This window comes from Cupriavidus pauculus, from assembly GCF_003854935.1.
GTDB classification, from domain to species: Bacteria; Pseudomonadota; Gammaproteobacteria; order Burkholderiales; family Burkholderiaceae; genus Cupriavidus; species Cupriavidus pauculus_C.
In genome coordinates this window covers 496,234-511,248 of record NZ_CP033970.1, presented here as the reverse complement: position 1 = coordinate 511,248, position 15,015 = coordinate 496,234, and the positions used below count along the sequence as shown (strand labels likewise).

At 71.3% G+C, this 15,015-nt stretch carries 12 protein-coding genes and 1 pseudogene; 6 read left to right on the top strand and 7 right to left on the bottom strand.

What is annotated here, in order from left to right; genetic code table 11:
- Positions 1-73: 73 nt before the first annotated feature.
- The 5 genes and pseudogenes from EHF44_RS29060 to EHF44_RS20385 form a co-directional block, all read right to left on the bottom strand.
- Positions 74-808, bottom strand: a pseudogene (locus EHF44_RS29060) (ATP-binding cassette domain-containing protein); the annotation flags it as partial.
- A complete protein-coding gene (locus tag EHF44_RS20400) occupies positions 805-1,599 on the bottom strand; it encodes an ABC transporter permease (RefSeq protein ID WP_124685540.1) in 795 nt (264 codons plus the stop codon). The pseudogene EHF44_RS29060 and the gene EHF44_RS20400, both read right to left, overlap by 4 nt.
- Positions 1,593-2,564, bottom strand: a complete 972-nt coding sequence (locus EHF44_RS20395) for an ABC transporter permease (RefSeq protein WP_253700335.1) — start codon at positions 2,562-2,564, stop codon at positions 1,593-1,595. The genes EHF44_RS20400 and EHF44_RS20395 overlap by 7 nt, the downstream gene beginning before the upstream one ends.
- Before the next feature lie 50 nt (positions 2,565-2,614).
- Positions 2,615-4,183, bottom strand: a complete 1,569-nt coding sequence (locus EHF44_RS20390) for an ABC transporter substrate-binding protein (RefSeq protein WP_124685539.1) — start codon at positions 4,181-4,183, stop codon at positions 2,615-2,617.
- On the bottom strand, positions 4,183-6,264 hold the full coding sequence (locus EHF44_RS20385; RefSeq protein ID WP_124685538.1) for a TonB-dependent siderophore receptor: 2,082 nt from the start codon (positions 6,262-6,264) through the stop codon (positions 4,183-4,185). Before EHF44_RS20385 ends, EHF44_RS20390 begins: the two co-directional genes overlap by 1 nt.
- A gap of 313 nt (positions 6,265-6,577) precedes the next feature.
- Between EHF44_RS20385 and EHF44_RS20380 the strand changes: the two genes are divergently transcribed.
- The 6 genes from EHF44_RS20380 (at position 6,578) to EHF44_RS20355 (ending at position 12,759) form a co-directional block, all read left to right on the top strand.
- Complete coding sequence (locus EHF44_RS20380; protein WP_124686696.1) at positions 6,578-7,150, top strand: hypothetical protein; 573 nt, start codon at positions 6,578-6,580, stop codon at positions 7,148-7,150.
- Positions 7,151-7,237: 87 nt separating this feature from the next.
- Entirely contained in the window at positions 7,238-7,441 is a 204-nt protein-coding gene (locus tag EHF44_RS20375; protein ID WP_124685537.1) for a CsbD family protein, read from the top strand.
- Positions 7,442-7,883: 442 nt separating this feature from the next.
- Entirely contained in the window at positions 7,884-8,777 is an 894-nt protein-coding gene (locus tag EHF44_RS20370; protein WP_253700278.1) for a DUF535 family protein, read from the top strand.
- 134 nt (positions 8,778-8,911) lie between these two features.
- Positions 8,912-9,661, top strand: a complete 750-nt coding sequence (locus tag EHF44_RS20365; protein ID WP_124685535.1) for a GntR family transcriptional regulator — start codon at positions 8,912-8,914, stop codon at positions 9,659-9,661.
- 44 nt (positions 9,662-9,705) lie between these two features.
- Positions 9,706-11,247 carry an acetolactate synthase large subunit gene (locus EHF44_RS20360; RefSeq protein WP_124686695.1) on the top strand — a complete coding sequence of 514 codons (1,542 nt, stop codon included), beginning with the start codon at positions 9,706-9,708 and terminating at the stop codon, positions 11,245-11,247.
- A gap of 96 nt (positions 11,248-11,343) precedes the next feature.
- Complete coding sequence (locus EHF44_RS20355) at positions 11,344-12,759, top strand: DUF1996 domain-containing protein (RefSeq protein ID WP_124685534.1); 1,416 nt, start codon at positions 11,344-11,346, stop codon at positions 12,757-12,759.
- A gap of 3 nt (positions 12,760-12,762) precedes the next feature.
- Here the strand turns inward: EHF44_RS20355 and EHF44_RS20350 are convergent, their stop codons facing one another.
- Together EHF44_RS20350 and EHF44_RS20345 are read right to left on the bottom strand one after the other, a co-directional pair.
- The gene (locus EHF44_RS20350; protein WP_124685533.1) at positions 12,763-13,623 is read right to left on the bottom strand and encodes an FAS1-like dehydratase domain-containing protein; all 861 of its coding nucleotides are present in this window, start codon (positions 13,621-13,623) and stop codon (positions 12,763-12,765) included.
- Between the two features lie 14 nt (positions 13,624-13,637).
- Positions 13,638-15,011 (bottom strand): MmgE/PrpD family protein, encoded by a 1,374-nt coding sequence (locus tag EHF44_RS20345; RefSeq protein ID WP_124685532.1) that lies wholly within the window; start codon positions 15,009-15,011, stop codon positions 13,638-13,640.
- Positions 15,012-15,015: the final 4 nt, after the last annotated feature.

Here is a 15,015-nt window from a genome sequence, read left to right as displayed (position 1 = left end):
GCACCGTGTCGCCCGTGGCGGGATGGGGCCGCGCCGGCCACGCGTCGGGCGCGGCGGCCAGCAGCGTGCCCGTGTACGGATGGCGCGGCGCGCGCAGCAGGTCTGCGGCGGGCCCCTGTTCGACGATCTGGCCGTCGCGCAGCACGGCCACGTCGCCGCCCAGCGCGCGGGCCACGGCAAGGTCGTGGGTGATGGCCAGCACGGCGCAGCCGTCGCGCAGCGCGGCCTGTAGCTGGGCGATGACCGCGTCGCGCCAGTGCGGATCGAGCCCCTTCGTCGGCTCGTCGACGATCAGCACCGGCGCGCGGCCGGCCCGTGTGATTGCCAGCGCCGCGCGCTGCGCCATGCCGCCGGACAGCGTGCCCGGCCAGGCGTCGCCGGCCTGCGGCATGCCCAGCGCGGCCAGGTCGTGCGCGGATTGCTGCCACGCCGCGCGCCAGGACTGGCCGCCGACCAGCGCGTGCGTCTCCGCCAGTTGGCGGCCCAGCCGCATGGTCGGGTCCAGCGCCAGCGCGGGCTCCTGCGGCAGCAGCGCCAGCCGCCGGCCCCAGGCGGCACGGCGCGCGCGTACGTCCATCGCCGCGAATTGGCGCTCGCCCAGCGTGATCCGGCCGTCCGCGCGCAGCCCGCGCGGCAGCGTGCCGAGGATGGCGTGGGCCAGCAGGCTCTTGCCCGCGCCGCTTTCGCCGATCAGCGTCAGCGCGCGGCCGGCCACGAGGTTGAACGAGAACGGCCCGATGCGCGGCCCGGTGGCGCTGCCGACGGTGAGCGCGTCCACGCGCAGCAGGATGTCGGACGCCGGCGTCATGGCACGTCTCCCTGCGCGTCGTCGCGCCCGCTCAGCATCACCAGCGCCAGCGTGGCCAGCGTCAGCACGACGATCGGGCTGGCGATGATCCACGGCGCCTCGGCCGCGTAGGGCAGCAGTTCGGTCATCATCAGTCCCAGTTCGGCCTGCGGCGGCTGCGCGCCGAGCCCGACAAAGCCCATGGCGGCCAGCGCCAGCACCGCCGCGCTGGCGCCAAAGCACATCAGCGTGGCCAGCAGCGGCAGCAGCGCTGGCAGCACGTGGTGGCGCAGGATGTAGGCCGGCCCGAAGCCGAGCAGCCGCGCCGCTTCCACATGCGGACTGGCCAGCACCACGCGCGCGGTGGCGCTGGTCAGCCGGAAGTATTCGACCCAGAGCACCAGCGACAGCCCCACGTAGAGCGGCCAGTACGCGCCCGGCGCAAACGCGCTGAGCAGCAGCACCAGCAGCAGGCCGGGCAGCGCCAGCACCGTGTCGGCCAGCCCGTTGGCGATGCGCAGCAGCCAGCCGCCGCGCCACGCGGCAGCCAGGCCCAGCAGCGTGCCCGGAATGGCCGCCGACAGCGCGCTGGCCAGCGCCAGCCCCAGCGACAGCCGCGTGGCACTGGCCAGCCGGGCCAGCATGCTGCGGCCCAGGTGATCGGTGCCCAGCGGCTCACCCCACGCCGGCCCCTGCAGGATCGCGTACAGGTCCTGCTCGAACGGCGCGCGCGCCGCCAGCCATGGCGCGGCCACCGCGAACGCCAGCAGGCAGAGCAGCAGGCCGATGCCCAGACGGCGGCGCGTCACCATGACGCCCCCCGCGCAACGCGCACGCGCGGATCGATCCACGCGCAGGCCAGGTCGACCAGCGCATTCAGCGCGACGAACAACAGCCCCATGACGATGGCCGTGCCCTGGATCATCGGAATGTCCCGCCCGAAGATCGCGTGGACCAGCGCATGGCCAATGCCGGGCCACGCGAACAGTGTCTCGATGACCACCACGCCCTCCACCAGGTAGACGAGCTGCACGCCCAGGTAGGCCACCAGCGGAATTGCGGCGTTGCGCACGCCATGGCGGTACAGCGCCTGCGCGTCGCCCAGGCCCTTGGTGCGGGCAAACTGGAAGTAGGGCGCGGCCGTGACCGACGCCATCGCGTGGCGCGCCACGCGCATCGCCGTGGCCGACAGCCCCAGGCCCAGCGTCAGCGCCGGCAGCAGCAGCGTGCCGTGGGTGTCGTGGCCGCCGGCCGGCACGAGGTTCCATTCGATGGCCAGCACGCTGACCAGCACGATGCCCAGCACGAATGGCGGCAGCGCGCGCAGCAGCACCGACGCCACCAGCGTGGCGCGGTCCGCCAGCCCGCCCGCGCGCAGCCCGGCCGCAAAGCCCAGCGGCACGGCGATGGCGCACGACACGGCCAGCGCGGCCAGCGCCAGTTGCAGCGTATGGCCGAGCTGATGCGCGATCTCGTCGGCCACGCGCGCGCCGGTCACCACGGACACGCCCAGGTCGAACCGCAGTAGCTGGCTCCACCATTGCAGCAGTGCGTGCGTCCACGGCTGGTCCAGCCCCAGCTCCGCGCGCACGGCCTCGGCGGCGGCCGTGGTCACCATGTCGTAGCCATAGCGGCCGGCGGCGATGCGGTAGGCGATATCGCCCGGCAGCAGCCGCATCATCAGGAAGCCCAGCGTGCCGACCAGCGCGGCCACGACCAGCGCCTGCATCGTCCGCTGCAGCACGATGCGGCCGACCAGCGATCCGGGCGCCGCCATGGCGCGCGGCTGGTCCGAGGGTTCGCCCGGCAGGGCCGCCACGCGATCGGTCATCGGTTCCACTCCATCTGTGTCAGGCGGTACGTGCGTTCGAACGGGTCGATCGACACGCCGCGCAATTGCGGGCTGGCCGCCAGGGTCTGGCGATACCAGACCACGGGAATCAGCGGCAGGTCGCGCTGCAGCGTGCCGGCGACGGTGCGGCGCAGCGCGGCCGCGTCGGCTTCGCTGGCGGCGGGCAGGGCGGCCAGTGCATCGGTCACGTCGGGTGCGCGCCAGTGCATCGGGCCCCAGTCGCCGCCGTCGCCGGCCGGGCCGCCGAGGTCCTGCGCCACGGTGCCGAATGCGTCGGGCACCACGCCGTAGTTGCGTGACATCAGCGCCATCTCCAGCGAGCCGTCGCGGTGGCCCAGCGGAATCTCGCTGGAATTGCCGACCGCCACGCGCACGGCGATGCCGACCTGGCGCAGTTGCTCCTGGATGGCCGTGGCGATGACCGGCAGTTCGGGGCGGTCCGGGAACGAGCGCAGCGTCAGGGCGAAGCGATCGTCACCGCGCCGCAGCGTGCCGTCGGGCCCCGGGCGCCAGCCGGCGGCGGCAAGCAACGCGCGGGCGCGGACGGGATCGGTCGGCAGCGGCGGCAGCGCCGGGTCGTGCCAGCCGGGCAGCGCGGGCGGGAACAACTGCGCCGCCGCCAGCGACCGGTCGCGCAGGATGGCCGTGGCGATGCCGGCACGGTCGAGCGCGAGCGACATCGCCTGCCGCACGCGCACGTCGGCCAGCAGCGGGTGGGCCGCATTGAGCTTGAGCACGGTCGTGCGCGGCAGTGTCACCGCGTGCAGCCGCACGCTGGCGCGCTGCGCCAGCCGCACCACGCTGCCCGGATCGAGCCCGTAGGCCAGGTCGGCCTGGCCGCCCTCGGCCATCAGCGCGCGCATCTCGGCACGACCGACGGACAGGTAGCTGGCCCGCGCGATGGCCGGACGCGCGCCCTGCCAGCCGTCGAACGCGGCCACGGCAAAGCGCTGCGGCGGTTCCAGTTCGACGATCCGGTACGGCCCGCTGCCGACGATCGTGCGCACCGTGCCGTCTGGCCCGAACGCGGACGGCGCCAGCACCTGCGTGCTGCTGTGCGACAGCAGCGCCGGCAGCGGCGCGAAGGGCCGGGTCAGGCGGATGCGGATGGTTTCGGCGGGCGTGTCTGCCGCCGCGATGGCGGCGATCGGTGCCACGCCCAGCACGCCGGCCGCGTGGCGGGCGCGTTCCAGCGCCGCCGCCACGTCGGCTGCACGCACCGGCGCGCCGTCATGGAAGCGTGCGCCGGGGCGCAGCGTGAACGTCCACAGCAACTGGTCGGCGCTGACCGTCCACTGCCGGGCGAGCCCCGGCGCGGGGCGTCCGGCCGCGTCGTAGTCGACCAGCGTCTCGGTGACCTGCATCCGCGAGAACAGGTAGCCGTTGCGCAGCGGGTCGAGGCTGGACAGCTCCCACGGGCCGATCACGCGCAGCGTGCGGTCGGGCGCTACCGTGGCGCGGCCCGGGGCTGTGGCCAGCCACGGCGCCAGCGCGGCGGCGCCCAGCAGGCGGCGCCGCCGGGGGGATCGGGGCGGCATCGGCATCAGTAGCTGAGCCGCAGGCCCAGCCGCACCGTGCGGCCTTCGCCGGGGGCGATCCAGACGTTGCTGTACGAGCTGGCGTAGTAGGTGCGGTCGAACAGGTTGTTGACGTTCAGCGTCACGCGCACGGCCTTGCTGTACTGCCAGTAGGCCAGCACGTCGGCCAGCGTGTAGGCGGGCAGCGAGAAGGTGTCCTGCGTGTCGCCGCTGCGCGCGCCCACGTAGCGCACGCCGGCGCCCACGCCGTAGCGCTGGCCCACGGGCGCGCGGTCCTCGTAGATCGCCATCAGGCTGCCGCTGGTGCGCGGCACGTTGGCCAGCGGCGTGCCGGCGGCCAGCCGGGCGTCCTGGGTGACTTCGGCATCGGTGAACGCAAAGCTGCCGGTCACGCGCCAGTGGTTGCCGATGCGGCCGGCCACGTCCAGTTCCACGCCCCGGCTGCGGGCCTCGCCGGCGGCGATCTGGAACGACGTGTTGGCCGGATCGGTGGTCAGCACGTTGCGCTTGCGGATGTCGAACAGGGCCAGCGTGGCGGTGGTGCGCTGGTCGGCGGAGACGTACTTGACGCCGGTTTCGGCCGCGCGGCCGTGCTCGGGCGAGAACGCGTCGCCGCTGGCGTCGCTGCCGGGGTTGGGCCGGAACGACTTGCTGGCGTTGGCGAACAGCGACACCGTGGGCGTGGCCAGGTAGGTCACGCCGATGCGGGGCGAGAACGCGGTCTGGTGCTGGCTGGCGGTGGTGGCGCGCAGGCGGTTGTCGAGCGACTGGTTGTAGATGTCGAAGCGCGCGCCGGCCAGCACGCGCCACCGGTCGCCCAGCCGAAGCTGGTCCTGCGCGTACAGGCCGACGTTGGTCTGGCGCTCGTAGGTGCTGGTGTTGGGCAGCAGCGACGGCGGCGTCTGGCCGTAGACCGGGTCGTAGATGTCGATGGCGTACGGCGCGGCCGCCGTGGGGTTGCGCCGCAGCATGACCTGGGTGTTGCTGAAGCGGTAGGTATCCACGCCCAGCAGCAGTTCGTGGCCCACCGGGCCGGTGTCGAAGCGGCCGGTCACGTCGGCCTGCAGCGACAGGTCGTCGGACTGGAAGTCGCGGTAGCGGCGCTGGCGCGTCAGCGTGCGGTTGTCGGGCAGCAGCGCGGTGGCCTCGGTGGAGTAGCCCTCCAGCGAACCGCCGCGGTAGGCCATGGCCACGCGGCCCTTCCACCGGTCGGAAAACTCGTGCTCGACCGAGAGCTGGTGTGACTGGCTGTCCAGCCGGATGTCGCCGTCGCCGGGCTCGCCCAGGAAGCGCGAGCGCGGCAGCGCGTCGAGCCGGCCCGCGACGGCCACGATGCCGCGGTCCAGCGGCACGGTGTAGCGCTGGAACTCGGCGGTGTACTGGATCACGGTGCGCGGGCCGAGCATCCACGTGAACGACGGCGCCAGCAGGAAGCGGCGGCTGTTGACGAAGTCGCGCGTGCTGCCGTCGTGCTCGGCCACGGCGATCAGGCGGCCGGCCACGTCCTGGCCCAGCGCGCCGGTGACGTCGGCCGACGCGCGGTAGCGGTCGTGGTTGCCCACCTCGAAGCCATAGGTCTGCGCCGGCTTGAACTGCGGCGTCCTGGTGACGAGGTTGATGACGCCGCCGGGGTCCGCGCTGCCGTAGAGCGACGATGCCGGGCCCTTCAGCACCTCGATGCGCTCGATGGTGGCCGTGTCGCGCGGGGCGGTGTAGCCGCGGTTGGCGGCAAAGCCGTTGACGAGGTAGCCCGCGCCGGTGTTCTCGTTGCCGGTGAAGCCGCGGATGGCGAAGTTGTCCCACAGGCCGCCCAGGTTGTTCTGGCGCGACACGCCGCTCACGTAGTCGAACGTGTCGTCGAGCCGCGTGGCCGCGGCGTCATCGATCAGCGTGCGCGGCACCACCTGTACCGACTGGGGCACCTCGCGCAGCGGCGTGTCGGTGCGCGTGGCGCAGGTGGCGTAGGGCGTGGCGGCGGCGCGGACCGATACCTCGGGCAGGGTTTGATCCTCCGCGGCGCCGGCGAATGGCGAGGTGGCGGCGGTGGCGGCAAAGAAAAAGGCGGGCGGGAGGCGGCGTCCGGACATGGGCAGGCGAGGGCGTCGTTATTGCAACAGTGTTGCATTATTAACGAGACGCCCGCGTCACGCCAGCTTTTTTTGTCTTCAGCAAGGCCGGCATCGCGCCGGCCTTTTTTTTGCCTGTCACCACACAGAAAGATCAAGCAAATGTGACGTTGTGGGAATTGTCTTACGAATGTTTCAGCAGCGGACTTCTGCTTTGGCAAGGTCGCAAAACATAACCTGCAACTACAGCAGGGCCACAACGCAATCCAGTGCAAGTCACACGGAGATTGCCGGGCCTGATCAGTATCCACCTCGAGAAAAGGAGCACGACATGATTGCAAAGAAGTGGCTGAGTGCAGCAGTTTGTTCGCTGATGGTTGCCGCCCCGGTGGGCGTGGCGTACGCACAGGCCGGCTCCAAAGCCGACTATGACGCCGCCGTGAAGCAGGCCGACGCGGACTACAAGACCGCCAAGAGCCGTTGCGACGGCCAGTCGGGCAACGCCAAGGACGTCTGCAAGGCTGAAGCCAAGCGTGACCACGACGTGGCCAAGGCCAACGCCGAAGCCAAGCGCGACGGCACCGAGAAGGCCCACGCCAAGGCCCTGAAGACCAAGGCCGACCGTGACTACGACGTCGCCAAGGAAATGTGCGACGACAAGAAGGGCAACGACAAGGACGTGTGCGTGAAGGAAGCCAAGGCTACCCACGAACGTGCCCTGAGCAGCGCCAAGGTCGAGAAGGCTGCCGCCACCGGCACCAGCACCGACGTGGCCGAGGCCCGCGCCGACGCCCGCAAGGACACCGCCGACGCCGCCTACAAGGCTGACAAGGAAAAGTGCGATGCCATGTCCGGCGATGCCAAGGACAAGTGCCAGGCCAACGTGAAGGCCAAGTACAACAAGTAATCCGTCATCCACAGTCCATCGCAAGGCGCCAGTCGGACGGCTGGCGCTTTGCATGATCCGCAGTCCACTGACACGAAGGAGCCAGATATGAACTGGGACCAGATCGAAGGCAAATGGGACCAAGCCAAGGGCAAGGTCAAGGAAAAGTGGGGCAAGCTGACCGACGACGACATCGCGGTCATCAACGGCAAGCGTGACCAGCTCGCCGGCCGTATCCAGGAACGCTACGGCTACACGAAGGAACAGGTCGAGGACGAGATGAAGGCCTGGGAGCGCGACACGCGCTGGTAAGCCACCGGGCCCGCAAGGGCCGGCTGGATGTCGTGCGCGGACACGCATGGCATGCACCAAGGGCGGCGGAGCTTCGGCTCCGCCGCTTTTCGTTTGTCTCCGCCCATGTCAACGGCTTGTCAAATTTGTAACGGCGTCAACGCGGAATATTTCGGCGCGTTACGAATGATTACGAGCGGGCCTGCTTCCCCACGACAAGAAAAAACGGCAGGCCGCCGGCTGCACCCGGCTTCGGGTCGCGGCACGCAGGGTCTACACCACGCGACCAGGTTCCGCAGAAGGACCGGCGCGCCAGACAGGGGAGCAGTCAGTCGTGCATGGGCCAGTATCGTGTCTGCAAGGGCTTGCAAAAGCCCGGGCAGGGGGAATCTTTGACTTTTTTCCGAGCCAGTACGTCCGTTACCTGACAGCCGTGGCGTCGGTTTCCAGGTTTTGTTATCCGGTGGGCAGCCGCAAATGGCTGTCGCGCCGCATCAAGCTCGTCGCGCTGTCGGCGCTGCACGGGCGGATCGCGCGGCCGTGGCTGCGGGCGGCGGCGTCGTGCGCGCTGCTGCAGCGCGTGGTGACCGCGCGGCCGGTGCTGCTGGAACGGCCTTACCGGCCGCTCGGCGCCAACGGGCTGTGCTTTGCCGAGCGGGCGCGGCTGGTGCTCGATCACTACGCGGCCGTGCGCGACACGCTGCCCGTCTGCGTTTGCGACAGCGTCTACCTGTCCGGTGGCATGACACGGTCGTTTGCCGAGGGCGCCTACACGCTGCGGCTGGCCGATGCCGGACAGAACACGCGCGAGGGCGAGCTGGCGTTCTACTGGACCGATACGGCGACCGGCGCCTGCCTGTCGCAGCTCTCCTTCTATCTGCGGCGTGGTGCCGACGGCCCCGAGATCTACATCGGCGGCCTGCAGGGGCCGATGCATGACGCCAGCCTCGACTGGATCCGCGCGTCCACACGTGCCTGCGAAGGGCTGCGGCCCAAGGATGCGGTGATGCAGGCGCTGTTCGGGTTTGCCCGGCGCATTGGCGCGCGCCGCATCGTCGCGGTCTCGCGCGCCAACCACGTGGGACGGCACCGGCTGCACGCGCGGCAGATCCAGTGCGACTACGAAGGCTTCTGGGCCGAGTACCACGGCGTGGCGCTGCCCGATGGCAACATCGAGATGCCGGCGCAGCCGCCCGAGCGCGACATTGCCGAAATCGCCTCGAAGAAGCGGTCGGCGTGGCGGCGCAAGCAGGCGCTGGCGGCGTTGATCCGCGATACGGTGGCCGATGCGCTGCACCCGGCATCCCACGCCGCCGGCAACGACGACGGCCTGCCGGCCATCGTCCCGGCCGCCTGATCCCTGGCGGCCTGCAGGGCGAAACGGCGCGGCGTAAACCCTAGTAGTCTAGCTACCTAGACTTTTACTAGAGTCCGGTATCGGCCCTCCCGCCACGCGTGCCGCGTGCGGCGGGGGGCTGCCTGCCGCCACCGATGCCGGACGCCAACGAACTCCTTTCCCGCAGCCGCGAACCCGTCTACCTGCAGCTCGCCACGATCTTTCGTCGACAGATCGAAAGCGGCGCGTGGCAGCCGGGCGAGCAGATTCCGTCGCTCGACGCGCTGTGCCGCCAGTACGGCGTGGCGCGCATGACGATGCACCACGCGCTGTCCCAGCTCGATGCCGAGGGCCTGGTGGACCGCGCGCGCGGCCGGGGCACCTTCGTCAAGGCCGCCGGCCGGGCGCGCCGCCCGATGGCGCTGCCGACGAGCTGGCACGAAGCCGTGGCCGTGGGCGGCCAGCTATCGACCGAAGCCATTGTCGAGTCGACGGCCGACGTCAGCCTGCCCACCGACCTGGGCATGCCCTGCGACTTTCGCCGGGCCGACGCCTACCACTTCCTGCACCGCGCGCACCGCGTGGACGGGCGGCCGTTCGCCGTGGGCGAGGTCTACATTGCCGCCGATGTCTTTGCGCGCGAGCCCGAGGCGTTCCGGCAGGGCGCGTCGGTGCCGGTGCTCGACCGGTTTCCGGGCCTGACGGTCAGCGCGGCGCGCCAGCGGCTGACCATCGTGCCGGCCGGCGCCGAGGCCGCGCGCGCGCTGGCGCTGGCCGTGGGCGCGCCGGTGGCCGAGCTGCGCCGCTTCGCGTGCGTGGACGACGTCATCGTCTATTACGCACGCATCGAATTCCCCACCGAGTACGTCTGCCTGGACTTCGACCTGCTCGCCAACCCTTCCTGACACCGCCAACCCGTACGGATACCCAGATGGAGACTCAAGACAAGATGAACGGCGCGGAAAGCCTGGTGAAGACGCTGCTGGCCTGCGGCGTGGACACCTGCTTTGCCAACCCCGGCACCAGCGAGATGCACTTCGTGGCCGCGCTCGACCGCATTCCCGGCATGCGCTGCGTGCTGGGGCTGTTCGAAGGCGTGGTCACCGGCGCGGCCGATGGCTACGCGCGCATGGCCGACAAGCCGGCCGCCACGCTGCTGCACTGCGGCCCGGGGCTGGCCAACGGGCTGGCGAACCTGCACAACGCGCAGCGCGCGCAGACGCCGATCGTCAACATCGTCGGCGACCAGGCCACCTACCATCGCCCGCTCGATGCGCCGCTCACGGCCGATACCGAGGGCTGGGCCCGCCCGGTGTCGGTCTGGACGCGCACCGCGACGCACGCGGCGTCGGTCGGTGCCGATGCGGCCGCCGCCGTGCAGGCCGCGCGCGGCGCGCCGGGCGGCATCGCGAGCCTGATCCTGCCGTCCGACGTGTGCTGGGACGACGGCGGCCAGGTGGCCGGGCCGCTGCCCGCGCTGCCGGTGCCGAAGGTGTCGCCCGATGCCGTGCAGAAGGCTGCGCGCGTGCTGCGCAGCGGCCAGCCGACGCTGATCGTGCTGGCCGGCGCGGCGCTGCGCGAAGCGGCGCTGGCCGATGCGCACCGCGTCGCCGCCGCCACGGATGCGCGGCTGATCACGCCGATGTCGAACGCCCGCGTGACGCGCGGCCGGGGCCGGCTGGCCGTTGACCGCATTCCGTATTCGGGCGACGCGGCGCGCCAGAAGCTGGCTGGCATCCGCAACGTGATCCTGGTGGGCGCGCCGCCGCCGGTCACGTTCTTCGCGTATCCGGGCAAGTCGCCGCGCCCGTATCCCGAGGATGCGGTGATCCACGTGCTGGCCCGCGCCGAGGAAGACCTGGGCGAGGCACTGGCGCGGCTGGCCGATGAAGTGGGCGCACGGGGCGCGGCGCTGCCCGCGTCCACGCCCCCGGTCACGGAAGTCGCGCGCGGCGCGATCACGTCGGAAGCGGTGGCGCAGTCGCTGACCGCGCTGCTGCCCGAGCAGGCCGTGGTGGTGGAGGAAAGCGTGAGCTTTGGCCGCGCGTTCTATCCGGGCACGGTGCACGCGGCGCCGCACGACTGGCTGCAGCTGACTGGCGGCGCCATCGGCGCGGGCCTGCCGCTGGCCACGGGCGCGGCCATCGCGTCGCCGGGCCGCCGCGTGGTGGCGCTGCAGGCCGACGGCTCGGGCATGTACACGCTGCAATCGCTGTGGACCATGGCGCGCGAGCGGCTGGACGTGACCGTGGTGCTGCTGGCCAACCGCAAGTACGCCATCCTGCTCGGCGAGCTGGCCGGCGTGGGCGCCAATCCCGGCAAGACGGCGATGGACATGCTGGACCTGGGCAACCCGGACCTGGACTGGGTGGCGATGGCCAACGGCATGGGCGTGGAGGCCGCGCGCGCCGATACGATGGACGCGTTCAACGACCTGTTTGCCAGCGCCAACCAGCGCAAGGGGCCGTTCCTGATCGAACTGGTGATCTGACCGCGCGCCGATCCACCTGATCCAGCGTCTTCCATTGTGGCAACCGTTGGCGCCCCCCAGCATGGGGGCACCCCAACGGCCACAACGGAGGTCATCATGAGGCAGGCATGGATTGGCTTGGCGGCGCTGGCGAGCCTGCCGGGCTTGCCCGGCTGCGTGCACACGCCACCGCCCACGCAGACGCTTACCGACGGCAGCAACAACATCGTCTGCAATTTCTCGCACCGGCTGCCCGACGACCCCATCGTCTATCCGGGCCAGCCGGGCATCTCGATGCAGCACGACTTCTTCGGCAACACCACGGCCAACGCGTACACCACGGCCAGCACGCTGCAGCGCGTGTCCGGCACGACCTGCGAGAACGCGGCCGATGCGTCGGGCTACTGGGCGCCGTCTCTGCGGCTGCCGGACGGCACCGTGGTGGCGCCGATGTACCAGAAGACCTACTACACGAACCAGGCCGTGCCTTCGAGCCGCCGGGTGACGGTGCGGCCGTTCCCGCTGGGGCTGCAGATGATGGTCGGCGACCATTCCGGCAGCGGGCCGAACCCGCGCGTCTCGTTCCTGTGCACGGGCCGGGGCTACACCAACACGATCCCGACCAACTGCAAGCCCGACCCGGAGACCGGCACGCAGTTCAACATCGGCATGAACTTCCCCACGTGCTGGGACGGCCGGACGCTGGCGCCGGTGATGGGCGGCCGCGACAACATGGCCTACCCGGACAACGACGGCAACTGCCCGGCCGGCTACCCGGTGCACCTGCCCGAGGTGAACATGAACATCGCGTACCGGCTGGGGCAGATCACGGACCTGACGAACGTGCAGCTTTCGCTCGATCCGGAGCTGGATGCGCAGGGCAACGTGGTGCGCCAGCGCTGGGGGTCGCTGTACACGGCCCATGGCGACTTCTTCATGGGATGGCGCGAGCAGGCGGCGCGGTTCATGGTCGAGTACTGCATGAACAAGGGCCGCGTGTGCAACCGGGAGGTGGCCTACGCCTATGACGAGGTGGCCGAGGATGCCACCGTGCGCAGCGGCGACGCCACCAACCGGGGCGGGGAGCCCGCGCTGTACGCCGAGCAGGCCAGCGGCACGACGCCCGAGTCGACCATCTACATCAAGGTGCGCTTCCCGTCGGGCGCGGCGGCGCTGCCGCCGGACTTCGCGGCGCGCTACGTGCTGCTGGTGGACGGCGGCAACGTGACCGACACGTCGGCCGTCAACATCCACGCGTACAGCGTGTCCACGGCGTGGTCGGAGCAGACGATCTCGGGCACTAACGCGCCGGCGTGCAGCGGCACCAGCGCCGCGCTCTACCTCGACAACACGATGCAGTACCGGGGCTTCACGGTCACCCAGGCCGTCAACGAGGCGCTGGCCGCCGGGCGGAACACCGTGGCGTTCTGCATCCGCGGCGCGGGCGCGGGGCGGGTGTTCCAGTTCAGCAGCCGGGAGAGCGCCAACAAGCCCGTGCTGTACCTGATCGCCGTGAATCCGCTGCCAAGCTGAGCGTCAGCGGTCGACCTCGGCCCAGGCCGACATGGCCTGGCCGCCGGCGTCGTCGCCGGTCCAGAGCACGACCTTGCCCGGTGTGGCGGGGTCGTCCATGCCGCCGACGGTCACCGTGTCCTGGTGGAACAGCGGCGCCACGCCCCGGAAGCCGAAGCGGCGCACGCGGGCGTGGGGCCGGGCCTGCCGCAGCAGCTCCAGCGTCAGCATGGCCTGCAGCGGGCCATGGACGATCAGGCCCGGATAGCCTTCCACGTCGCGCACGTAGTCGAGGTCGTAGTGGATGCGGTGGCCGTTGAACGTCAGCGCCGAGAAGCGGAACAGCATCACCGGATCGGCCTGGAGCGTGCGGCCGAACTGCGCCGCATGCGGCAGGCGGGGGCGCGGCGGCTGGGGCTGGCCGCGCTCGGGCATCGCGCGGTAGACGATGTCGTGGCGCTCGGTCAGCCGGGTTTCGCCGTCGACCGTGTACTGGTGGTCGATGCCCACGAACCACAGCTCGCCGGTGCGGCCCGACTTGTGCTGGACATCGGCAATCGTCGACGTCTTGGTGACCGTCTCGCCGACCGACAGTCCCCGGTGGAACGTCAGCTCGCCGCCGGCCCACATGCGGCGTGGCAGCGGGACGGGCGGCAGGAAGCCGCCCAGCGCCGGGTGCCCGTCCGGGCCCAGCGTGTGCTGCGGCGCGCGCGGCAGGAAGTAGAGCCAGTGCCAGAGCGGCGGCAGCGGCTGCGCGGCGATGGCGGGGCCGTCGAGGTCGAAGGTGGCGGCCAGCGCGTGCACGGGTTCGGCGGCGAGCGTCTCGGTGCGCGTTTCCGAGCGGCCGATCCATTCGCGCAGGTGTTCGAGCGTAGGGGTGGTCATCGTGGCTCCAGAGGTCATTGGGCGGCGGGCAGCCAGTCGTTGACGTGCGCCTCGCGGTCCAGGCGCCAGACGCGCGCGATGATGGCGCGCATCTCGGCCTCGCTGGCGCCGTGGCGGAACGCGCCAAGCTGCACGGCCTTGGCTTCCAGCTCGGGCCGCGACAGCGTGTTGTCGGGGTCGCCCTTGGGCACGTCCACGCGCGCTTCGAGCGTGCGGCCGTCGGTGGTGCGCACGGTCACGCGGCCAATCCACTGGCGCGGATAGGCGGCGTTGATCTCGTCGTCGAGCGCCATCGACACCCGGTTGCAGAATGCGGCGATGCGCGGGTCCTGCAGCGCGTGCTGCTCGAACTCGCCCAGGCCGGCGTGCGCATGCACGGCCACCAGGCCCAGCACCGTGCCCATCGAGAACTTGGCCTGGTGGATCGTGACCGGGTTGACCACGGGGCCGAGCACGTCGATGGCGCCCTGGTGCACGTGGGCCGTCACGGCGTCGATCTGGTCGGCCTGCAGCCCCTCGCGCAGCATCAGCGCCTTGAGCGCGTCGGCGGCGGGGTGGGTGTGGCGGCACGACGCGAAGAACTTGAACGACGTCTCGGCCGTGGCCCAGCGCGTGCCCAGGCCGTCGGTCAGCGCGGCGGGGTTGGCGTCGCTGGACATGCCGGCGGCCATGCCCTGCGCGCCTTCGAGGATCTGCTTCGCCCCGGTAAAGCCGGCGCGCGCCAGCCAGGCCGATTGCAGGCCGTCAGCGGCGGCCTTGGCCGTGTGGAGCTGCTTGGAATCGGCGGCATCGCGCAGGAATTCCCACAGGCCGGCGGCCTGCGTGCCGGCGGAGCCGAGCGCCTGGTTGATGCCTTCGGCGTCCAGCCCGTAGAGCTTGGCCACCGCCGCGGCGGCGGCCAGCGTGCCGACGGTGCCCGTGGTGTGGAACACGCGGTAGTGCGAGCGGCCCATGAATTCGCCGATGCGGATGCCGGCCTCGTAGCCGGCGATCGAGGCCAGCAGCACGTCGGCGCCGGTCTTGCCCTCGGCCTGGGCCGCGGCCACCACGGCCGGGAACACCACGGCGGCCGGGTGCAGCACCGAGCCGTTGTGCACGTCGTCCTGCTCCACCACGTGCGACGACGCGCCGTTGATCAGCGCGGCGAAGTAGGGCGAGGTGCGGCGGCGGTCGACAAAGACTTCGGCGTCGCCGGTGGACGGACCCATCGCGGCGGCGAATTCCTGGATGCGGCGGATGGCCGGGGCGTCCTTGCCGGCGATGGCGGACGCGATCCAGTCGAGGAACAGGTCCTGCGTGCGCGCCACCACGGGCGCGGGTACGTCTTCGAGCTTCAGGCGCGCCAGGAAGTCGCAGAGCTGGCGGGTCGGGTAGAGGTCGGTGGGCATGGGC